This window comes from Lutibacter sp. B1, from assembly GCF_012524075.1.
GTDB lineage: Bacteria > Bacteroidota > Bacteroidia > Flavobacteriales > Flavobacteriaceae > Lutibacter.
The window spans coordinates 107,342-126,975 of sequence record NZ_JAAZUI010000001.1 but is presented as its reverse complement, the minus strand read 5'-3'; the positions used below and the strand labels follow the sequence as shown (position 1 = coordinate 126,975).

Below are 19,634 nucleotides of genomic sequence, written 5' to 3'. Positions count from 1 at the left end.
ATTGGATTCTAATACTGTAAAAATAATAATAGAAATAATTCATTATTTATTCTTTATTTATGCTTTTGGAGCAGTATTATCCTATATCATATTATCTGTAATTTCAGCTGTTGAAACAATTAGTTATATGAAAAAGAACAGCTTTGTTAATTACAAAGAAATAATGTCTTCAACAATTTCTCCCTCAATATCTATCATTGCCCCTGCATATAATGAAAATTTAAATATAGTTGAAAATGTAAGGTCTTTACTGTCTAATCATTATGTAAATTATGATGTTGTTATTGTAAATGATGGAAGTAAGGATGATAGTTTAGAAAGGCTTATTAAAGCTTACGATTTGGTTAAAATTGATTATTTGGTAAACCAAAAAATTCAAACAAAGCCATTAAGAGCAGGAGTTTTCAAATCTACAAATCCGGCATTCGAAAAATTAATTGTTGTAGATAAACAAAATGGAGGTAAGGCTGATGCACTTAATATGGGACTTAACATAAGTAAAAGTAAATATGTGGCGTGTATTGATGTTGATTGTTTATTATTAGAAGATTCACTTCAAAAGTTGGTTAAGCCATTTTTGGAGGCAACCGATAATAAAATAATTGCAGCCGGAGGTGTTATAAGAATTGCCAATTCATGTATTATTAAAGACGGAAAATTATTAGATATTAATTTCCCCAAAAAAATAATTGAACAAGCTCAAATATTAGAATATTTAAGGTCTTTTTTATTGGGTAGAATGGCTTGGAGTAAATTAAACGGATTGCTTGTAATTTCCGGTGCTTTTGGAATGTTTGATAAAAAAGTTGCCATAGAAGTTGGCGGGTATGATACAAATACTGTTGGAGAAGATATGGAAATTATTGTCCGTATGCGGAGGTTTATGGAAGAGAAAAAAGAAAAATACAGGGTGGCTTATATTCCGGATCCTTTATGTTGGACTGAAGCACCTGATTCGTACAAAATTTTAATTTCTCAGCGTAATAGATGGACTAGAGGAACTATTGAAACATTGAAAAAGCATAAAAAACTAGCCTTTAATCCTAAGTATCATAATTTAGGCTTATTAAGCTATCCGTATTGGTTGATTTTTGAAAGATTTGCTCCAATTTTTGAAGTAATTGGATTTATTTATTTCGGAATTTTAATTGCTCTCAATCAAGTTAAATGGGATTATACCTTAGCCTTTTTTATTTTAGCGTATTTGTTTGCAGTATTATTTACTATTACGGCTATTTTTTCAGAAGAACTCACATATCATCAATATAAGAAGAAGGGAACAGGTTTTAAATTAATATTGATGAGCTTTTTAGAACCTATTGTTTTTCATGGATTTATATTATATGCAGCGGTAAAAGGAAATATTGATTATTTTTTTAATAAGAAAAAGAAATGGGGAGCAATGGAACGAAAAGGACTTGTAAAAACGGAAAGTATTTAATTAACAGATTAATAAATTTATTATATGAAGTTTAAATCCCAAGCTATAGATATATATACTTGCTTTTATTTAACAATATCTTTAATAATTGTATTTTGGGTTACTAGTTTGTTTGAGTTTTACATGATTAAAGATCAATATGAACAAACAACCTATTTTATAAGTATAGTAAGCAGATTAGTAAACGATTTTTTTACAGGTTTGTTAATTGGGCTAATTTTATTTCCTGTATATAGTTTAGTGTCTGTTATAAATAAAAAAGCAGGCAAATATTTAATTAAATTTTTATTTGCACTAATTGTTATAATTAACGTATCACTTGTAAAATATAGCTTAACTACTTTACTTAATTTAGGTGCAGACTTATTAGGTTATTCAAACAAAGATATTTACACAACAATAAAGTCTTCAGAAGCATTTTCTTTAGCATATTTTTTACCATTTATTATCTTTCCTTTGTTGTTATTTAGTATATTTTATTTTTTAAAAAAATTTATTTCTAAAAATATAAGTATAATTTCAGCGATTATTTTATTTATTGGATTTGGAATTTTTAAATTAACTTCACATTCGTATCATACTCAAGATAGTAATAAAATAGCCTACTTAGTAAATGATGTTTATAAGTTTAAAAAGGAAAAAAACGAATTAAATTCTTATTTATTTTCTAAAAGAACTGATTACCCATTGCTGAAACCATTTAATGAGACGGAAGATGTTTTAGCACCTTTTTTTAAAATTGCCAATGAAAAACCTAATATTATTATAATTATAGTTGAAGGTTTAGGAGCGGAATTTGTTGGAAGTGGTTCTTATGGAGGGTTTACGCCGTATCTTGATTCGTTAATGAGTAAATCGTTGTATTGGGAAAATTTTGTAAGCAATGCGGGGAGAACATTTGGTGTGCTACCTTCAATACTAGGCTCCTTACCTTATGGTGATAAAGGTTTTTTAGAACTGGAAAAAGTTCCTTCTCACATTTCACTATTAAGTGTTTTAAAAGCAAATAACTATACAACATCATTTATTACGGGTGATAGAGCTGAATTTGATAATAAAAATAGATTTTTGGAAAACAATCAAACGGATATTATTATTGATGAAAGTAATTTTGGTAAAGACTTTATTAAAACCGAAAAGAATATTGATGGATTTTCATGGGGTTATGCAGATGAGCAGATATTTGAAAAAACATTAACCACATTTGATGCTAAAAAGCAGCCAAGGTTTGATGTTATAATGACACTTTCTAATCATGAACCATTTGAATTTCCCGAAAAAGAAAGTTTTATACAAAAAGTTGATAGTTTAGTGCAAACAAATCATTCATTAAAAATTTCAGATAATGAAATAACTTCTTATAAAGATATTTTTGCTACTTTATTATATACCGATACTTCAATTAAAAATTTTATGGAGAGATATTCCCAAAGGCCGGAATATACAAATACAATTTTTATAATAACAGGTGATCATAGGTTGATACCTGTTCCACAAAAGGATAAATTGTGCCGATTTCATGTCCCCTTATATATTTTTAGTCCAATGTTAACTAAAACTTCAAAGTTTAAATCAGTATCATCACATTGGGATGTAGCACCAAGTTTACTTTCTTTTTTAATGAAAAATTACAAATTCAATAAGTTAGAAGAAACTTCATGGATGGGTAAAGGTCTTGATACAGCAGTAAAATATAGAAATTTAAAGAAAATACCTTTAATGAAATATAAAGGAGGGATAAATGATTATATATACAAAGAGTATCTTTTGTCTGATGATGAATTGTATAAAATTGATGAGAGTTTTAATACTTATAAAATCGAAGACACAATTGTTTTAAGTGAACTAAAGGATTCTTTAAAAGCTTTTAAAAAATTGAATGCGTATATTACTCTCAATGATAAAATATATCCTGATTTGATGAATATTTATATTAAAAAGAAGGTTGAATTTACAAAAGATGAGCTTCTAACTATTAAAAATTTAGCTGATGGACTAAATAATGATCAAACCTTTTTAGTAGCAAGAGAATTGGCTTTTAATAAAGAATACAATAAAGCCTTATTATTGTGTAATTATATTTTAAATATTCAGTCAGATCATCCTGATGTAAGACTTTTAAAAGGAAGAATAAATGCTTGGCAAGGAAATTATAATGAAGCAGAATTGGAATTTTTAAACGCTTTAAAAAGACACCCTTCTTATGATGAGATTTACTTGGCTTTATTTGATTTATATTGGTGGTCTAATCAAGATAATAAATCAATAGAAATTTATAAAAAAGCAACGGAGAATGAAGTAACAAATTCAGAAGTTAGTTATAAATTGGCTAAAGCATATGAAAGAATGAACGATACTTTGAAAGCTCAAAAAATTATGGATAGTATTATAAAAATTTATCCTGAGAATATAGAATACTTAAATCATAACCAATCTTTAGAATAATGATGTCAAAACCCTTTAGTAAAATCCTATTTATTATTATATTTCTATCTGTTTTTAGTGGATTTTCACAGCAGAAAATTTTTAACGGAGATCCTGATGAGGCTTTTAAAGTTGCAAGAGAGTTGGCTTTTAATGAAAATAGAAAGCAAGCTCAAGATACATTACAGCTGATTTTGACCAAATATCCTAATTATCACGATATCAGAGTTTTTTTAGCTAGTACTTACTCATGGGATGGAAGTTATGATAAGGCTGAAACTGAATATAAGTATGTTTTAAAAAAGGATTTAAACAGGAAAGATGCATGGATTGGATTAATTAAAAACGAGCTATGGGCTGAAGAACCATTTAAGGCATTAGAAACAGCAAATAAAGCATTAGATGTTTTTCCTGATGATGATGAAATTATGTATTTAAAAGCCAGTGCTGAAGAAAATTCCAACAATCCTGAAGATGCATTTAAAACTGTTCAATATTTATTAAACAAAAACCCTTTAAATAAAGAAGCTTTAGACTACAAGAAAAATTTAGAACAAAAACTAAGTTATAATTCAGTAGGGTTATTGGCTACAGTTGATTTATATTCTAAAGTATTTGATCCAATGCAGTACTATACTTTAAAGTACAGTAGACAAACAAAATATGGGAGTATTATTGGGAAAATTAATTTTAGCAGAAGATTTGAAGAAAATGGTGTTCAGTTTGAAGTAGATATGTATCCAAAAATTTCAAAAGGGTTTTATGCGTATTTAAATTTTGGACTAGCTAATACATTTTTATATCCGGATATCAGGTATGGAGCAGAACTGTATAAATCGTTACCAAAAAGCTTTGAAATATCATTAGGTTTTAGGTCTTTAAAATATAATAGTACTACAAATATATACACAGGTTCAATTGGATGGTATACTGGGAATAGTTATTGGTCTTTTCGTCCGTATTTTACTCCGGGAGATTCAGGAACAAGCAAATCAGGTACATTAAATTACAGAAAATATAGAAGTGATGCTGATAACTATTTTACAATTTCTGCAGGCATAGGTTTTTCACCGGAGATATATAATTTCGATTTTGAAGGGAATGAAGATAATATAATTGAATTACAATCTCAAAAATTGAATTTAGGATATTATTTTACATCTAATAACAAGAAGAATGCTTGGGGAACAAAACTTGGAATTACACACCAAGAAATAAGTTTTGATCCGGGTAATTACTTTTGGATTTATTCTTTTGGTATATCGTGGGAATTAAAATTTAGATAGTGACTTTTTTTTAGTATAAATTGTGCTTGTTAAATAAATGAACTAACTATTCTTCAGGTTTTGGGTGGTTCATTGTTTCATCCATTTCTTTTTTTAAGTCAACCGCTTGTATATAAACTGCTATTTTGCTTCTTATAAAATACAGGACAACCATTACAATTATTGTTAAAGGTACAGAATATATAAATTCAATCTCATCAACATATTTTACACTATCATTGATAACGGATATCAACTGAAATAAGTAAACAGAAATTGGAATAATGATAGCATGTACCCACCAATGTTTGTTAGTTAAAAACCAAATAACTAAAAGGAGTAAGGGAACCAATTTAGAGAATAAAAAATAAACATATGTTTGAACTTTGATGTATATTCCGCCTTCAAAATTCCCGAAAATAGTTTCAATATTAGTTGCTTCTGCAGATATTCTTTGATGTATATATAATAGATATGGGATAAATATTATAGCTAGTGTAATAAAACTACCTATCCACAAAGAGGATTTCCTTATATTTTTCATAAAAATTAATAAAAATTATTATCAAATATAATTTTTTAAAAATTAGGTACAAAATAATAAACACAAAAACCACAATAAATATTTATTGTGGTATATATCTTTTGAAGATTGATAAAATATTTAACTATTAAATTTTATCCGTTTGGTGGTAAAATTATCCCTATTTTACTGATAGCTTGATCTTCAGCAGAAGTATAACTTAAAACAGTAACCGCAACAAAAGCTGTTACCATAAGCAACCCGAAAATTAATTTTAATTTTTTCATTTTTAGTAAGAATTAAATGATTAGTAAGAACCTCGAATTTACTACAAATCTTACGTATAAACAAAAAAAATCCTGCATTATTTTTTAAATTTTAAAAATAATGAAGATGAAAGGGTGTTAACTTATTTAAAATCAAATCATTACAGTTGATTGAAACAAAATTTAAACACCTTAATTTTAGTTAATAAAACTTCTATTTTGGAGATATTTAAAAGCAAAATTTGATTTTTAAACTCATAAAAACGGGAATTTTTATTAAAAAAAATCAATAAACTACAAATCCTCTCCGTAAAAATTTGCAATTATAGGGACGCTCTTATAAATGCAAATATACTACTTTTATTTATAAATGCAAATTATTTAAGGTAATATGTATTTTATTTATAAAAACGTGCTATTTATTCCTTTTTCTTTCCCAAATATTATAATTTAGTACAAACTAAAACAATATGTGAATTGTTAATATCAGTTGTAAAAAATAAGTAGATGTTTCCGCCGTCTTTAAATCCTGTTTTTTTTCTAATTTGAGATACACTTTCAGGAAAATTACGTGTAGTAATATTAGCCTTTTTACTTGGAATTAATCTTTTTAACCTTTTTTTGTCGTAGGGTATTAGGTGCATAATTTCAAAACCTCTGCCGGGAAAATCAATTAAATTTTCTGAGGTGTATAAATGCGAATGTTGATGTAATTTACCAATCTTTAATTTCTCAGAAATATGTTTAAACGCTCCGGCTTTTAATATAGCAGTATTTGGCTCGTATAAATATTTTTTAGGGGTTGAGTAAGTTGCACTTGGTTTTTCGGTTTTATAAAAGGCAAATTGTTGTGTACAATTTTTAGTAAAGTTTATGGTTTCAATTTTTATAGGTTCCGCATAGTTTTTTTCTAATAAAAACAACAATTCCTTCACATCGTTATCTATAGCAATTATATGAATTTCCTTTACATAAACTAATTCATTTATAGCACTTGTTATATCTAAAATTGGAGAAATTTTGAGCAATATGTTATTCGTTTTATCAAATAAAGCAGTCAAATTTTCAGGAATATTAGGTATGCAATCTTCTAATAAAAATACTTTCCCTTTTTCATCATTTCTGCGAGAAGGATCGGCGTATACCCAATCAAACTTGGTTGTACTATTTTCTAAAAATTGAATTCCATCGCCTTTAAACGTTGTAATGTTGTGAATATTTAGTTTTTTGTAATTGTGAGTTACAATTTTTGATAATTCGTCATTTATTTCACAATGTGTAATATTTTGAACTTTTTGTGAAAAAAAATACGAATCTACTCCAAAACCGCCGGTAATATCAATTAAATTGTTGCCGGATATTAAATCAGATTTATATTTTGCCGTGATTTCAGATGAAGTTTGTTCAATATTTAATTTATTAGGATAATAAATGTTAGAAGTATTAAACCATGTTGGCAATTTTTTTTTACATTTATTTTTAGCTAATATTTGTTCGGCAATTTCTTGAATTTTAATTGAAGGGAAAGGGCTTCCTTTTAGAATCAGTTTTGTAATATCCGATTTTAAATTAGAATTAATAAATTCTTGAACTTCATTATTTAAAATTTCAAAATTCAATTTAAAGATTACTTAGTTCAACTAGTTTTGAGATTGTTTTCCAATTGCGTGATGTTGCTTTAGAATTTAATTTTTTCTCAAATAAGTTATTGGTAAGTTTTGTTTTTCCATAGCCGTTAGGACAATGAACATAGATAGTTTTATTAAGTATAACAAACTCATCATTGTTGTTTTTTAAATGATTGATTTGATGTAAGTTATCCAAATTAGGTGTATCATTTAATAAAGTTACATGAAGTTTTGTACTATCAATACCTTCATTTTGCAAAAAAGGATTAGAATTGTAAATTAACAGTAAATCGTCTTTTGTTAAAACCAATACGTTAATTTCATAATTAAAATTTGTAGCTATTACTTTACTAATTTTGTTTTCAATATGTTTAGTTTCAAGTTTATTTGACTGAAATATAACATTACCACTTTGAATGTAAGTTGTAATATTTGTATAACCTAAATCGATAAAACATTGTTTTAAATCAGTCATTTTTAGTTTATTATGACCCGATACATTTATGCCTCGTAAAAGTGCTATATACGTTACCATAGTAAATTATAAATTTTTAGTTAACGATTTAACTATTTTATTATCAGCCAAAAATGCTTTTAATATAACTTTTATTGCTGTGTATGTAGGAACTGCAATAATCATACCCGTAACACCAAATAAAAAGCCTCCAATCATTATAATTATAAATATTTCTAAAGGATGAGATTTTACACTTTTTGAGAAAATAAGCGGTTGGCTTATAAAATTATCTATTAATTGAGCAAAAATATACCCAATCATCACATAAATTGTTGTTGGTAAAATTTCAGTTCTAAAATCTTGACCTAAATTACTGCTCATTGTTAAAAACAACATAATTACTCCACCAACTAATGGACCTATGTATGGAATCAAGTTTAATAAAGCACATAAAAAAGCAATAACTATGGCATTTTCAATTCCAAAAATTAATAAGACTATGGTGTAAATAACAAATAAAATGGTGATTTGAAATATAAGTCCGATAAAGTATCTTGATAATAAGTTTTTTATAGTTGATAATGATTTTCGTAATTTAATTTCATTTTTGTCGTTTACTAAAACGTAAATAGAATTTTCCATTAAGTGAGTGTCTTTCATAAAAAAGAAAGCTATAAAAATAACTGAAAACAGCCCAACACCTATATTTCCTATGGTTTCTATTACTGAATTTAGAAAATTAGGTATAATTTTAAAATTTTGGAAGAGATCAATATTTTTGATTTCATTGAATAGGTTGATGTTATAAGTTAAAAAGTAATCGTTTATTTCATTTAATAAATCTTGAATATTAGCTTGAAGTTCATCCATATTCAAAAGCGATAAATTTTCACTTTGCTTGATAATTAAAGGAATTAACATGCTTGCTATTCCTAATAAAAGTCCGAAAAACAAAAGAATTGTAATTATTACGGCTAATGTTTCCGGAAATTTTAATTTAAGTTTAAAAAAGCGAATTAGTGGGCGACCTATTAATGAAACTACTCCGGCTATTGCAAGATAAATTATAATTGCTTGTACTTTATATAAAAAATAAAGCAATGCCAATACGCCAACAACAATTGCAATTGCTTTTAATATTCCTTTAGTTATAGTGTTAGAATTCATTTAAGTATATATTGTTATAAAAGTATGAAATTAATTAATAACCATAAGCAAAATCGTCTCCTCTTGGATCGGCTCCACCTTCTAAGGTGTTATTAGGTAAAACTAATATACTTTCAACTTTTCCAATAATTGGAGAGTTAGCTTCATCTAAAATATAGCCTAAATCTTGCAATTCGAGTTTTACTTTTTCATCAAACTTGTTTGGTTCCATTCTAATAATATCGGGCAACCATTGATGGTGAAATCTAGGTTGATTTATTGCTTCTTGCATCCCCATTTTAAATTCATGCACATTTAGAATGGTTTGTAAAACTGAAGTTATAATAGTGGAACCACCCGGAGTGCCAACAACCATCCAAAGTTCACCATTTTTTTCTACAATAGTAGGTGTCATAGAACTTAGCATTCTTTTTTCAGGTTGAATAGCATTTGCTTCGGCACCAATTAAACCAAACATATTTGGTTCTCCCGGTTTACTGCTAAAGTCGTCCATTTCATTATTTAAAAAGAAGCCAAGCTCGTTACAATATAATTTAGAACCGTATGCACCATTTAAAGTTGTTGTTGCAGAAATGGCATTTCCAAATTTATCTACAATAGAGTAGTGTGTGGTTTCGTCACTTTCAATAATTTCAATTTTTCCATGTGAAACTTCTTCAGATGAAGTCGCTTTTTTGAAAGAAAAAGAATTCATTCTTTTAGAGTTATAATTTTTACTGATTAGAGTGTCAATAGGTATTGTAATAAAATCTGGATCGCCTAAAAAATAACTTCTGTCTGCATAAGCTCTTCTTTCAGCTTCTGTAATAACTTGAATGGTTTTTGTGGAGTTATGTCCAAATTCATGTAAATCAAAAGGTTCAATAGATTTCATAATTTGAGCTAAACAAACTCCTCCACTTGACGGCGGCGACATTGAAATTATCCGTAAATTATCATAATCAAAAGTAATAGGTTTTCTCCACTTTGCTTCATATTTTGCCAAATCTTCCAAAGTAATAATTCCACCATTTGCTTGTAAGAACGAAACAAGTTTTTTTGCAGTTTCGCCTAAGTAAAATTCATCTTTACCGTTAGCTAAAATACGCTCTAATGTATTGGCTAATTCAGGATATTTTATAGTATCATTTTCTTGCCAAGCTTTTTCAAATGGAATGATATTTTTATTTACTTTTTGAAATGACTCACAATAATGTTTTAACCTTTCTTCTTGTTTTTTGGTTACAACAACTCCTTTTTTTGCTAATACAATTACCGGATTTAAAATATCTTGTAGAGGCAGAGAACCAAATTTTTTATAAACTTCAAATACACCTGCAATAGTTCCCGGAACACCAACTGCCAAAGCTCCTAAAATACTTTTACCTTCAATTATATTTTCGTTTTCATCTAAATACATGTTTTTTGTAGCAGCTAACGGTGCTTTTTCTCTGTAATCTAAAGCTCCAATTTCTCCGTTACCGGTCCTGTAAACCATAAAACCGCCTCCGCCTAAATTACCGGCAAAAGGGTAAGCTACAGCTAAAGCCAATTCGGTTGCTACCATAGCATCAAACGCATTTCCGCCTTTTTGTAAAATCTCAACACCAATTTTAGAAGCTTCTTTTCTTGCACTAACAACCATTGAGCTATCAGCTATAAATCCGGTTATTTTATTTTTGTTTGCATTTTCGTTTGAATTTCTTTTACATTGAACAATTAAAAATGCTAATAAAATTAAGGGGATAATTTTTTTCATATTTCTAACAATAGTTTTGTTTTTTCATTAGTAAAATTTATTAAATCTTTAAAAAAAGTTTTAAAATCTGCTTCTAATTCATCATGATATTTTTGAAGATCTTCTATAGCTAAATTCATTAGAGATTTACCTTCAGTTCTTTTATTCATACCTTGTAAAACCTTTTCGATCCCTTTTTTTGATTGATAGGTTTCTAACCAGTTATATTGAATCATGTATTGCAATATCTGTTGCATTTTTGGAGGAAATACTGTTGATTCATTTTTTAATAATTGATAAATATTACTTGCATAAACATTTAATGGTATTTCAGAATAATCGTTCCAGTTTTTTGCTAAAAAATAATCGTAAAAAATATCGATAATTATACCATCATAATGTTTGTAACGTTCATGCAATCTATGTTTACTTTTTCTAACAATTGGATGTGTATCGGTAAACGTATCAATATTTCTGTGTAAAATAATACCTTGTTGAATTTCTTTTGGGTAGTGCTGATAATTTTTTCCTTTTACAGCATCGGAAATAAAGTTACCAATTAAAATATTTTTGTTGTTTTTTGAAAGATATAGATGAGCCAAGTAATTCATACAATAAATTTAAAACAATGATACAAAAAAATCCGCCAATAGCGGATTTTTAGTAAGTTTATGTAAAATATTTTAACTGTTTAGCATTGCATGTAGGTTTATTAATTGAAGTTAAAATTCTTTTTAATTATTATTGAAATTAATTCTAAGTTTATTCAAAAGATGAGTATTGCTATATTCATTTTTCAAACCAAAAAAAAGTCTTAATATTTTTACGCGCTTAATTATAAATTCGTATAAAGCAAAGCATCCTATAATAGTAAAAACTATAAGTAAAATGAATTTTAATATTGTAGGGATATTTAGAGGTATAATTAAATACGATCCTAAAAATAGAAAAATCATATGAACTATATAAATGGGATAAGCTCCTTGACTTAAATAACTTAAAGTTTTACTTTGATGGTTGAGATATCTATAACCAAACGCAAATACAGTAAATACCCAAAAACAAGACTCAACAGCCTTTAAATAATTTGGTGCATTTACCAACTCAAAATAAAACAAGCGAACTGAGAAAAGTAATGACGCTACAATTACTAAAACCCATCTCCATTTAAGAACTGAATTCCAAAAATAAGTTTCGCTGAATATTAATAAGAAACCAAATAGAAATGCTAATAATCCTAAAAAAAATCCGTGAGAAGTCATAGCATATAATTCAAAAGATTCAATTTTAACAATAAACGTTTCAATAACGAAAGAAGTTAATATTAGTAAAAAACCTAATGGATTACCAAATAACTTTTTTATTTTATTTCCTAATAAACTACCTTCAATTCTCTTTAAATAAAAGAACAATGGAGACAAAACTAGTACGTAAACAAATATATTCCCCAAAAACCACAAATGACTTCTATTTAATACATATGACACATCCTGACTGTAATAAAATTGCCATATTAAAAAGTGTATTGGAACTATAAAAAATATACCGAAAATAAATGGTAATAAAATTCTTCTCGACCTTTCAGTTATTAATTGTTTCCAATTTCTCTTTTTTATAGCGAAACAAACACCCATTCCTGACACAAAAAATAGTAGTGGAATTCTCCAAACATTTAGCATAGACATTGGTATCCAAAGAGAATTTAAGGGCTTATCACTTTGAATAAACCCTATAAATACTCCCCAAGGTTGAAAAACAATTGTAATGTGGTATATTAAAAGTAAACCAATAGCAATTACTCTTAACCAATCTATATCATATCTTCTTATTGAACCTGACATTATTTTTATTATTTTAATAAGTTAGCAATTATAGGTCTTGTTTTTTCCAAATACGTATAATCAAGCTTTAAACCCATAGGTCCTAAATTTTTATTAAATTGCTCATAAATTGGTTTAACATTTTCGAAAGGTGCCAAAACTGACTCTAAAGCTGTAGAACCATAGTTGTTTTTTAAATTTTTATCGGCTCCGGCTTTTATTAAAGCTTCCACAATTTCAGTTCGACATAAGAAAGCTGAAGTATGCAATGCAGTAGAACCATCTCCTCCTGTTAAATTTAAATTTGCACCTCCGTTAATTAAAGCTTTGGCAACATCGGTTTTTCCAAAGGTAGCTGCTACAATAAGAGGTGTAGAACCATATTGGTCTTTTTTATTTAAATCTGTACCGGCATTTATATGTTGTTCTACAACTTTAAGGTTACCTAAAAAAGTTGCAGTTAAAATGTCTTCAGTTGGAGCTTTTATCTCAGTTTTTGAAACTGAATTTTCTATTTTATCTTTGTCTGATTTTTCGTTTTTTTCTTTACACGAAACATTGATAATTAAAGCAGTTATTACTAGTACTGCTGTTACTGATTTTTTTAAATTAATCTTAAGTATTTTCATTTTTGATTTGTTTTAAAGTTTAACTTTTTTCTATGGCGTAAAGGTCTGTTAAACGTTGATGCAGCACTAATCAAAAAAAAGAAAGAGAATATAAATTTTAATGAAACCCTTGTAAACTATGACGAATGAATATAAATTATGACGCAAGTGTCAAAAAAAGTCTAAAAACAGTAATTTTTAATGTGGCTTATTTACAATCATAGATTCAACTTTAATAATTCGTATCTTTTCAAAAAAATGTCTAATTTCGGTTTAAATTTTAATGATAATGTCAGATTTGCAATCTACTGAAAATGATTTTCTAAGTCAGCTTACTGAAATTATAGAGGATAATATTTCAAATGAACAATTTGGAGTTTCTGAACTTGCAAGTGAAATTGGAATGAGTCGTTCTAATTTACTTCGAAAAATTAAAAAGCAAACAAATTTATCTGTTAGTCAGTTTATAAGGCAGGTGCGTTTAAAAAACGCTATGGACCTGCTAAAACAAGATTCATTTACTGTTTCGGAAGTATCTTACAAAGTTGGTTTTGGAAGTACATCTTATTTTATTAAGTGCTTTAGAGATTTTTATGGATATCCGCCCGGTGAAGTTGATACTAAAAAATTGCCCGAAAATAATTTAATTCAAACGGAGAAAACAACTAAGAAAAGGAATGTTATCTTAATTACTTTAGCTATTTTATTTTTTATTGTGTTTATTGCATTATTCAACATATTTAAACAAAATGCTTCGACAAAAATAAACGTTAAAAAGTCTATAGCGGTACTACCCTTTAAAAACGACAGTAACGATTCTACAAATGTTTATTTTATCAATGGAGTAATGGAATCTATTCTTGCAAATCTGCAAAAAATTGAAGATTTAAAAGTTATAAGCAGAACTTCTGTAGAAAAGTATAGAAACAGTTCTAAAACAATTCCTGAATTGGCAAAAGAGTTAAATGTTAATTATTTTGTTGAAGGAAGCGGACAAAAAATTGGTGATAAAATTTTACTGAATATTCAATTAATTGAAGCTTCAAGTGATAATCATTTATGGGCAGAACAATACAATAAACAAGTAACAGATATTTTTAAACTACAAAATGAGGTAGCCAAAAATATTGCTGATAGAATTGAAGTTATTATTACACCTGAAGAAGAGGAAAGAATTGACAAACTACCAACAAATAACCCTGTTGCCTATGATTATTTTTTAAAAGGTTTAGATCATTTTCATAAAGAAACTGCCGAAGGCTTACTAAAAGCTATTCCTTATTTTAAGCAAGCCATAGCACATGATAATAAATTTACACGCGCCTATGCCGATATTGCCATCGCATATTATTATTTAGACCTTTTTCAATCTGAAAAACAGCATACAGCTTTAATAAATGAGTATACTGAAAAGGCCATGTTATTAGACCCTAAACAACCTGAAAGTTTAATTGCAAAAGCACTTTCTTATATGAATATTTCTGAATACAAAATGGCAGTTCCTTATTTAGAGAAAGCGTTAGAATTTAGCCCAAATTCAGCGTTTATTATTAATTTATTGTCAGATTTTTACACAAGCTATATGCCAAATACCCAAAAATATCTTGAATATGCTTTAAAAGGCGCTCAATTAGATATTGCGGCCAACGATTCCATTACTGCCAGCTATATTTATTTGCACATAAGTAACGCATTTATACAAACTGGTTTTGTAGAAGAAGCTATTATAAATGTTAATAAATCTTTAGATTACAATCCTAAAAATTTATATTCAGAATATGTAAAAGCGTATGTTTTATTTGCTAAAAATAAAGATTTACAACAAACACAAAAACTGTTAATTAAAGAATTTCAAAAAGACACTACACGCTTGGATATTATGCAGGAAATTGGAAAAATTTATTATTACATGAGAGATTATAAAAACTCTTATAAATATTATAATAAATTTATTACAATAAGGGAAACCCAAAAATTAGATATTTATAAGCATGAAAATTCAAAAATTGGTTATGTATATGAACAAATGGGAGAGAAAGTGAAGTCACAAAAACTTTTAAATAGTTATTTTGAGTACGCTAAAAATGATGAATCTATATACAAGCATTTAAGTTTAGCTGTTTACTATGCTTATAAAAACGATCAAAAAAAATCAATTAATCATTTAAAGTTATTTGCAAAAGAAGATAATTTCCAATATTGGGTACTACTTTTCTTTAAACTGGAACCATTAGTAGATAACATTAAAAACGTACCTGAATTCAAAAAAATATTTAATGAAATTGAAACTAAATTTTGGAAAAATCATGAAGAAATAAAAAACTCTCTTAAAGAAAAAGATTTACTTTAGTTCCTATAGTTTTATGTATAAATTGCATTCCTAAAAAAAAATGATAATAAAAAACCACAACTAAAAGCTGTGGTTTTTTTATATAAAATTTCTTAAATATTTTAACTATTAAGCATTACCGGCATTACAAGCATTGTAATGTATTCTCCTTCATCAACACCATCAATTGGTGTTAAAATTCCGGCTCTGTTTGGTAACGACATTTCAATTAAAACTTCATCCGAAGTTAAGTTGCTAAGCATTTCTGTTAAAAAGCGCGAGTTAAAGCCTATTTGCATATCATCTCCTTGGTATTCACATACTAAACGCTCCTCAGCTTTGTTAGAGTAATCAATATCTTCTGCTGATATGTTTAACTCTGTACCGGCCATTTTTAAACGAATTTGATGCGTGGTTTTACTTGAAAAAATAGAAACACGTTTTACTGAATTTAAAAAAGTACCTCTGTCAACAGTTAATTTATTTGGATTTTCTTTAGGAATAACCGCTTCATAATTAGGGTATTTCCCATCAATTAATCTACAAACTAATACTACATTATCAAAAGTAAATTTAGCGTTTGCATCGTTGTACTCAATTGTAACATCACTATCAGTACCACCTAAAATTCCTTTTAATAAATTTAGTGGTTTTTTTGGCATTATAAACTCAGCAGTATCATTAGCAGTTACATCGGTTCTTGAATATTTAACCAATTTATGTGCATCAGTTGCAACAAATGTTAAGCTTTCAGAATTAAATTGAAAAAATACACCACTCATTACTGGTCTTAAATCATCATTTCCGGCTGCAAAAATAGTTTTTGAAATAGCTGTTGCTAAAATACTTCCGGGTATAATTGTGCTACTTGGAGATTCAATTGAAACTGCTTTTGGAAACTCTTGCCCGTCAAAATAAGCCATATCATATTTACCTTGACTGGAACTTATCTCAACTGTATTATTTTCTTCAGTTTTAAATGTTAATGGTTGGTTAGGAAATGTTTTTAACGTTTCTAATAATAAGCGTGCTGAAATAGCTACAGAACCTTCCGAGTCAGACTCAACTTCAATAGTTGTACTCATTGTTGTTTCTAAATCAGAGGCCGATATTTTTAACTCGTTTTCATTTAATTCAAATAAGAAATTATCTAAGATTGGTAACGTATTACTATTGTTAATTACGCCTCCTAATACTTGAAGTTGTTTTAATAATTGACTACTTGATACTATAAATTTCATTTACGATTATTTTAATAGAATGAATTACAAATATATTCTAAATATGTTGTTTTCAAAAAGTTATTTATCAACAGTTAAATTAAGGTGTTTGTGCTCTAAAATTATCATTAATAGTGGTTTAGATATAGATAATCTAAAAAGTTATAATTATGTTAATATAAAAACAAAAAACTTTAAAGGAGTAAATTTAATTTTATATTTGTTTTACTTCTAAAAATAAAACTTTTTATGAAAAAAACTGTTTTAAGTTTACTGCTTATATCTATTTTCACTATTTATAGTATAGCACAAGCCCCCAAAAAACCAAATTCGAGCGAAATATTTGAGTCCATTCAAAAGTTAAATTTTTTAGGAAGTGTTTTGTATGTAGCGGCTCACCCTGATGATGAAAACACAAATTTGATATCTTATTTTTCTAATGATGTAAAAGCCCAAACTGCATATTTAAGTTTAACAAGAGGTGACGGAGGACAAAATTTAACAGGCTCTGAATTAAAAGAGCTATTAGGTGTAATTAGAACTCAAGAGTTGCTTGAAGCCAGAAAAATTGACGGAGGAAAACAATTTTTTACACGAGCCAATGATTTTGGGTATTCAAAGCATCCTGATGAAACCTTAGAAATTTGGAATAAAGAAGAGGTATTAAACGATATAGTTACAGTTATAAGAAATTTTAAGCCCGATGTAATTATCAATAGGTTTGACCATAGAACTCCGGGCAGTACACATGGGCACCACACAGCATCAGCTATGTTAAGTGTTGAAGCTTTTGATTTGGCTTCGGATAAAGCGTATAAAACACATTCAAAAAATGATATAATTTGGCAACCAAAACGTTTATTTTTTAATACCTCGTGGTGGTTTTACGGAAGTAAAGAAAATTTTGATAAAGCAGATAAAACAAATTTAGTGAGTTTAGATATTGGAACTTTTTATCCAGAAAAAGGATTGTCAAATAACGAAATAGCTTCATTAAGCAGAAGCAAACATCAATCGCAAGGTTTTGGAACAACAGGAAGCAGAGGAAGTCAAACCGAATACTTAGAATTTTTAAAAGGTGATTTTCCTTCCAATAAAAAAATATTTGAAGGAATTGACACAACATGGAATAGAGTAGATGGAGGGAAAGCAATTGCAGCTATTTTAAATAAAGTAGAACTACAATACGATTTTAAAAATCCTTCAGCAAGTATTCCTAATTTAGTTAAGGCTTACAAGTTAATTTCACAATTAAAAGATGAACATTGGAAAAAAATTAAATCAAAAGAGATTAAAGAAATTATAGCTGCTTGTGCCGGACTTTATTTAGAAGCGGTAGCCAATTCATCTTCGGCTACGGTAAACACTCAAAATTCCATAAAAATTGAAGCAATTAACAGAAGCAATGCTGAAATAATTCTTAAAAAAATAAGTATAAATCCGTTGGAAATTACAAATAGTATAGGTCAAAAACTTAATAATAATCAACCGTTTGAAACTTCATATAAAATAAAAATTCCTGATAATGCAAAAGAAACGTCACCTTATTGGTTGAGAGAAAAAGGAACTTTAGGAATGTATAAAGTAACCGATTTAGAGCTTATTGGTTTGCCTGAAACACCAAGAACTTTAGCTGTAAATTTTATATTGGATTTTAAGGGTATTGAAATTCCCATCACTAAAGAAGTAGTTTACAAATACAATGATCCTGTTAAAGGTGAAGTTTATAAACCTTTTGAAATTTTACCTGAAGTCTCAGCCTCTTTCAACGAGAAAGTTTATATTTTTTCTAACAATAATTCTCGAGAAATTACACTAAAAGTTAAATCGGTGAAAGATAGTTTACAAGGAAAAATAAGTTTGTGTATTCCTGAAAATTGGAAAGTTTTTCCTGAGAATATTCAATTTAAGCTACACCAAAAAGGTGAGGAGCAAAGTTTTCAATTTGAAGTTTATCCACCTAAAAATCAATCGGAAGGACTTATTTCTCCCATAATTGAAATTGGAAATAAAACGTATACAAATGAATTAGTTGAGATTGATTACAATCATATTCCTTTTCAATCCGTTATAAAACCGGCTGAAGCAAAAATTGTTAGGTTAGAGATACAAAAAAAAGGACAACTTGTTGGTTATATTCACGGTGCCGGAGATGATGTTCCAACAGCTTTACGTCAAATAGGATATACTGTTGTTGAGTTAAATGAAAATGATATTATTTTTGAGAAATTAAAGAATTTTGATGCTGTAGTTTTAGGAATAAGAGCTTATAATACTAATACTCGTTCTAAATTTTACCAAAAGGATTTGTTTGAATATGTTAAAAATGGCGGAACTCTAATTACTCAATACAACACTAGTTTTAGATTAGAGGTTGACCAAGTAGCTCCTTTTCCGTTAAAACTATCGCATGATAGAGTGACCGATGAGAACTCAGAAGTTAGAATTATCAATCCGAATCATGAGATTTTGAACTATCCTAATAAAATCACAAAGGCAGATTTTGAAGGCTGGATTCAAGAAAGAGGTTTGTATTTTCCAAACGAGTGGGACTCAAATTTTGAAACTGTTTTAAGTATAAACGATAAAAATGAAACTCCAAAAAATGGAAGTTTGTTAGTCGCTAAATTTGGTAAAGGAAATTTTGTATATTCCGGGTTGAGTTTTTTTAGAGAATTGCCCGAAGGAGTCTCTGGAGCATACAGGTTGTTTGCAAACATGGTTTCTGTTGGGAAAAATACCACCGAAAAACCTATAAAAAATTAAAAA

At 27.9% G+C, this 19,634-nt stretch carries 15 protein-coding genes; 5 read left to right on the top strand and 10 right to left on the bottom strand.

All coding sequences use genetic code 11. The annotated features are described in order from the left end of the window. The first annotated feature begins 1 nt into the window (after nucleotide 1). The 3 genes from HGB55_RS00505 to HGB55_RS00495 all read left to right on the top strand — a co-directional run bounded on the left by HGB55_RS00505 (nucleotide 2) and on the right by HGB55_RS00495 (nucleotide 5,151). A complete protein-coding gene (locus tag HGB55_RS00505; RefSeq protein WP_168813589.1) occupies nucleotides 2-1,441 on the top strand; it encodes a glycosyltransferase family 2 protein in 1,440 nt (479 codons plus the stop codon). 123 nt (nucleotides 1,442-1,564) lie between these two features. After that, nucleotides 1,565-3,886, top strand: coding sequence for an LTA synthase family protein (locus HGB55_RS00500; RefSeq protein WP_247649165.1), 2,322 nt, complete (start codon nucleotides 1,565-1,567; stop codon nucleotides 3,884-3,886). Next, nucleotides 3,886-5,151: a YaiO family outer membrane beta-barrel protein gene (locus HGB55_RS00495; protein WP_168813585.1), complete on the top strand. Its 1,266-nt coding sequence runs from the start codon at nucleotides 3,886-3,888 to the stop codon at nucleotides 5,149-5,151. The genes HGB55_RS00500 and HGB55_RS00495 overlap by 1 nt, the downstream gene beginning before the upstream one ends. A 46-nt stretch (nucleotides 5,152-5,197) precedes the next feature. Here HGB55_RS00495 and HGB55_RS00490 read toward each other — a convergent pair whose 3' ends face one another. The 9 genes from HGB55_RS00490 to HGB55_RS00455 form a co-directional block, all read right to left on the bottom strand. Then, the gene (locus tag HGB55_RS00490; protein WP_168813583.1) at nucleotides 5,198-5,674 is read right to left on the bottom strand and encodes a hypothetical protein; all 477 of its coding nucleotides are present in this window, start codon (nucleotides 5,672-5,674) and stop codon (nucleotides 5,198-5,200) included. Nucleotides 5,675-5,808: 134 nt separating this feature from the next. After that, a complete protein-coding gene (locus HGB55_RS15565; protein ID WP_256368412.1) occupies nucleotides 5,809-5,940 on the bottom strand; it encodes a hypothetical protein in 132 nt (43 codons plus the stop codon). Between the two features lie 422 nt (nucleotides 5,941-6,362). Beyond that, on the bottom strand, nucleotides 6,363-7,538 hold the full coding sequence (locus HGB55_RS00485; RefSeq protein WP_168813581.1) for a class I SAM-dependent methyltransferase: 1,176 nt from the start codon (nucleotides 7,536-7,538) through the stop codon (nucleotides 6,363-6,365). 1 nt (nucleotide 7,539) lies between these two features. Then, nucleotides 7,540-8,082, bottom strand: a complete 543-nt coding sequence (locus HGB55_RS00480; protein ID WP_168813579.1) for a DUF1697 domain-containing protein — start codon at nucleotides 8,080-8,082, stop codon at nucleotides 7,540-7,542. 6 nt (nucleotides 8,083-8,088) lie between these two features. After that, entirely contained in the window at nucleotides 8,089-9,171 is a 1,083-nt protein-coding gene (locus HGB55_RS00475) for an AI-2E family transporter (RefSeq protein ID WP_168813577.1), read from the bottom strand. A gap of 34 nt (nucleotides 9,172-9,205) precedes the next feature. Further along, nucleotides 9,206-10,909, bottom strand: coding sequence for a gamma-glutamyltransferase (gene ggt, locus HGB55_RS00470; protein ID WP_168813575.1), 1,704 nt, complete (start codon nucleotides 10,907-10,909; stop codon nucleotides 9,206-9,208). Then, nucleotides 10,906-11,499 (bottom strand): ACP phosphodiesterase, encoded by a 594-nt coding sequence (locus HGB55_RS00465; RefSeq protein WP_168813572.1) that lies wholly within the window; start codon nucleotides 11,497-11,499, stop codon nucleotides 10,906-10,908. Before HGB55_RS00465 ends, ggt begins: the two co-directional genes overlap by 4 nt. Nucleotides 11,500-11,622: 123 nt before the next feature. Continuing rightward, nucleotides 11,623-12,729: an acyltransferase family protein gene (locus HGB55_RS00460; RefSeq protein ID WP_168813570.1), complete on the bottom strand. Its 1,107-nt coding sequence runs from the start codon at nucleotides 12,727-12,729 to the stop codon at nucleotides 11,623-11,625. Between the two features lie 8 nt (nucleotides 12,730-12,737). Further along, complete coding sequence (locus HGB55_RS00455) at nucleotides 12,738-13,337, bottom strand: ankyrin repeat domain-containing protein (RefSeq protein WP_168813568.1); 600 nt, start codon at nucleotides 13,335-13,337, stop codon at nucleotides 12,738-12,740. 268 nt (nucleotides 13,338-13,605) lie between these two features. Here HGB55_RS00455 and HGB55_RS00450 point away from each other — a divergent pair, with 268 nt between their 5' ends. Next, entirely contained in the window at nucleotides 13,606-15,666 is a 2,061-nt protein-coding gene (locus HGB55_RS00450; protein WP_168813566.1) for a helix-turn-helix domain-containing protein, read from the top strand. A gap of 101 nt (nucleotides 15,667-15,767) precedes the next feature. Here the strand turns inward: HGB55_RS00450 and dnaN are convergent, their stop codons facing one another. Continuing rightward, a complete protein-coding gene (gene dnaN / locus HGB55_RS00445) occupies nucleotides 15,768-16,886 on the bottom strand; it encodes a DNA polymerase III subunit beta (protein ID WP_168813564.1) in 1,119 nt (372 codons plus the stop codon). A 228-nt stretch (nucleotides 16,887-17,114) separates the two neighbouring features. Here dnaN and HGB55_RS00440 point away from each other — a divergent pair, with 228 nt between their 5' ends. After that, nucleotides 17,115-19,631: a PIG-L family deacetylase gene (locus HGB55_RS00440; RefSeq protein ID WP_168813563.1), complete on the top strand. Its 2,517-nt coding sequence runs from the start codon at nucleotides 17,115-17,117 to the stop codon at nucleotides 19,629-19,631. Nucleotides 19,632-19,634 lie beyond the last annotated feature (3 nt).

Coding starts and splice junctions, on each gene's coding strand:
- HGB55_RS00500 (WP_247649165.1), top strand. CDS start 1,565: ATGATTAAAGATCAATATGAACAAACAACCTATTTTATAAGTATAGTA.
- HGB55_RS00495 (WP_168813585.1), top strand. CDS start 3,886: ATGATGTCAAAACCCTTTAGTAAAATCCTATTTATTATTATATTTCTA.
- HGB55_RS00490 (WP_168813583.1), bottom strand. CDS start 5,674: ATGAAAAATATAAGGAAATCCTCTTTGTGGATAGGTAGTTTTATTACA.
- HGB55_RS15565 (WP_256368412.1), bottom strand. CDS start 5,940: ATGAAAAAATTAAAATTAATTTTCGGGTTGCTTATGGTAACAGCTTTT.
- HGB55_RS00480 (WP_168813579.1), bottom strand. CDS start 8,082: ATGGTAACGTATATAGCACTTTTACGAGGCATAAATGTATCGGGTCAT.
- HGB55_RS00475 (WP_168813577.1), bottom strand. CDS start 9,171: ATGAATTCTAACACTATAACTAAAGGAATATTAAAAGCAATTGCAATT.
- ggt (WP_168813575.1), bottom strand. CDS start 10,909: ATGAAAAAAATTATCCCCTTAATTTTATTAGCATTTTTAATTGTTCAA.
- HGB55_RS00465 (WP_168813572.1), bottom strand. CDS start 11,499: ATGAATTACTTGGCTCATCTATATCTTTCAAAAAACAACAAAAATATT.
- HGB55_RS00460 (WP_168813570.1), bottom strand. CDS start 12,729: ATGTCAGGTTCAATAAGAAGATATGATATAGATTGGTTAAGAGTAATT.
- HGB55_RS00455 (WP_168813568.1), bottom strand. CDS start 13,337: ATGAAAATACTTAAGATTAATTTAAAAAAATCAGTAACAGCAGTACTA.
- HGB55_RS00450 (WP_168813566.1), top strand. CDS start 13,606: ATGTCAGATTTGCAATCTACTGAAAATGATTTTCTAAGTCAGCTTACT.
- dnaN (WP_168813564.1), bottom strand. CDS start 16,886: ATGAAATTTATAGTATCAAGTAGTCAATTATTAAAACAACTTCAAGTA.
- HGB55_RS00440 (WP_168813563.1), top strand. CDS start 17,115: ATGAAAAAAACTGTTTTAAGTTTACTGCTTATATCTATTTTCACTATT.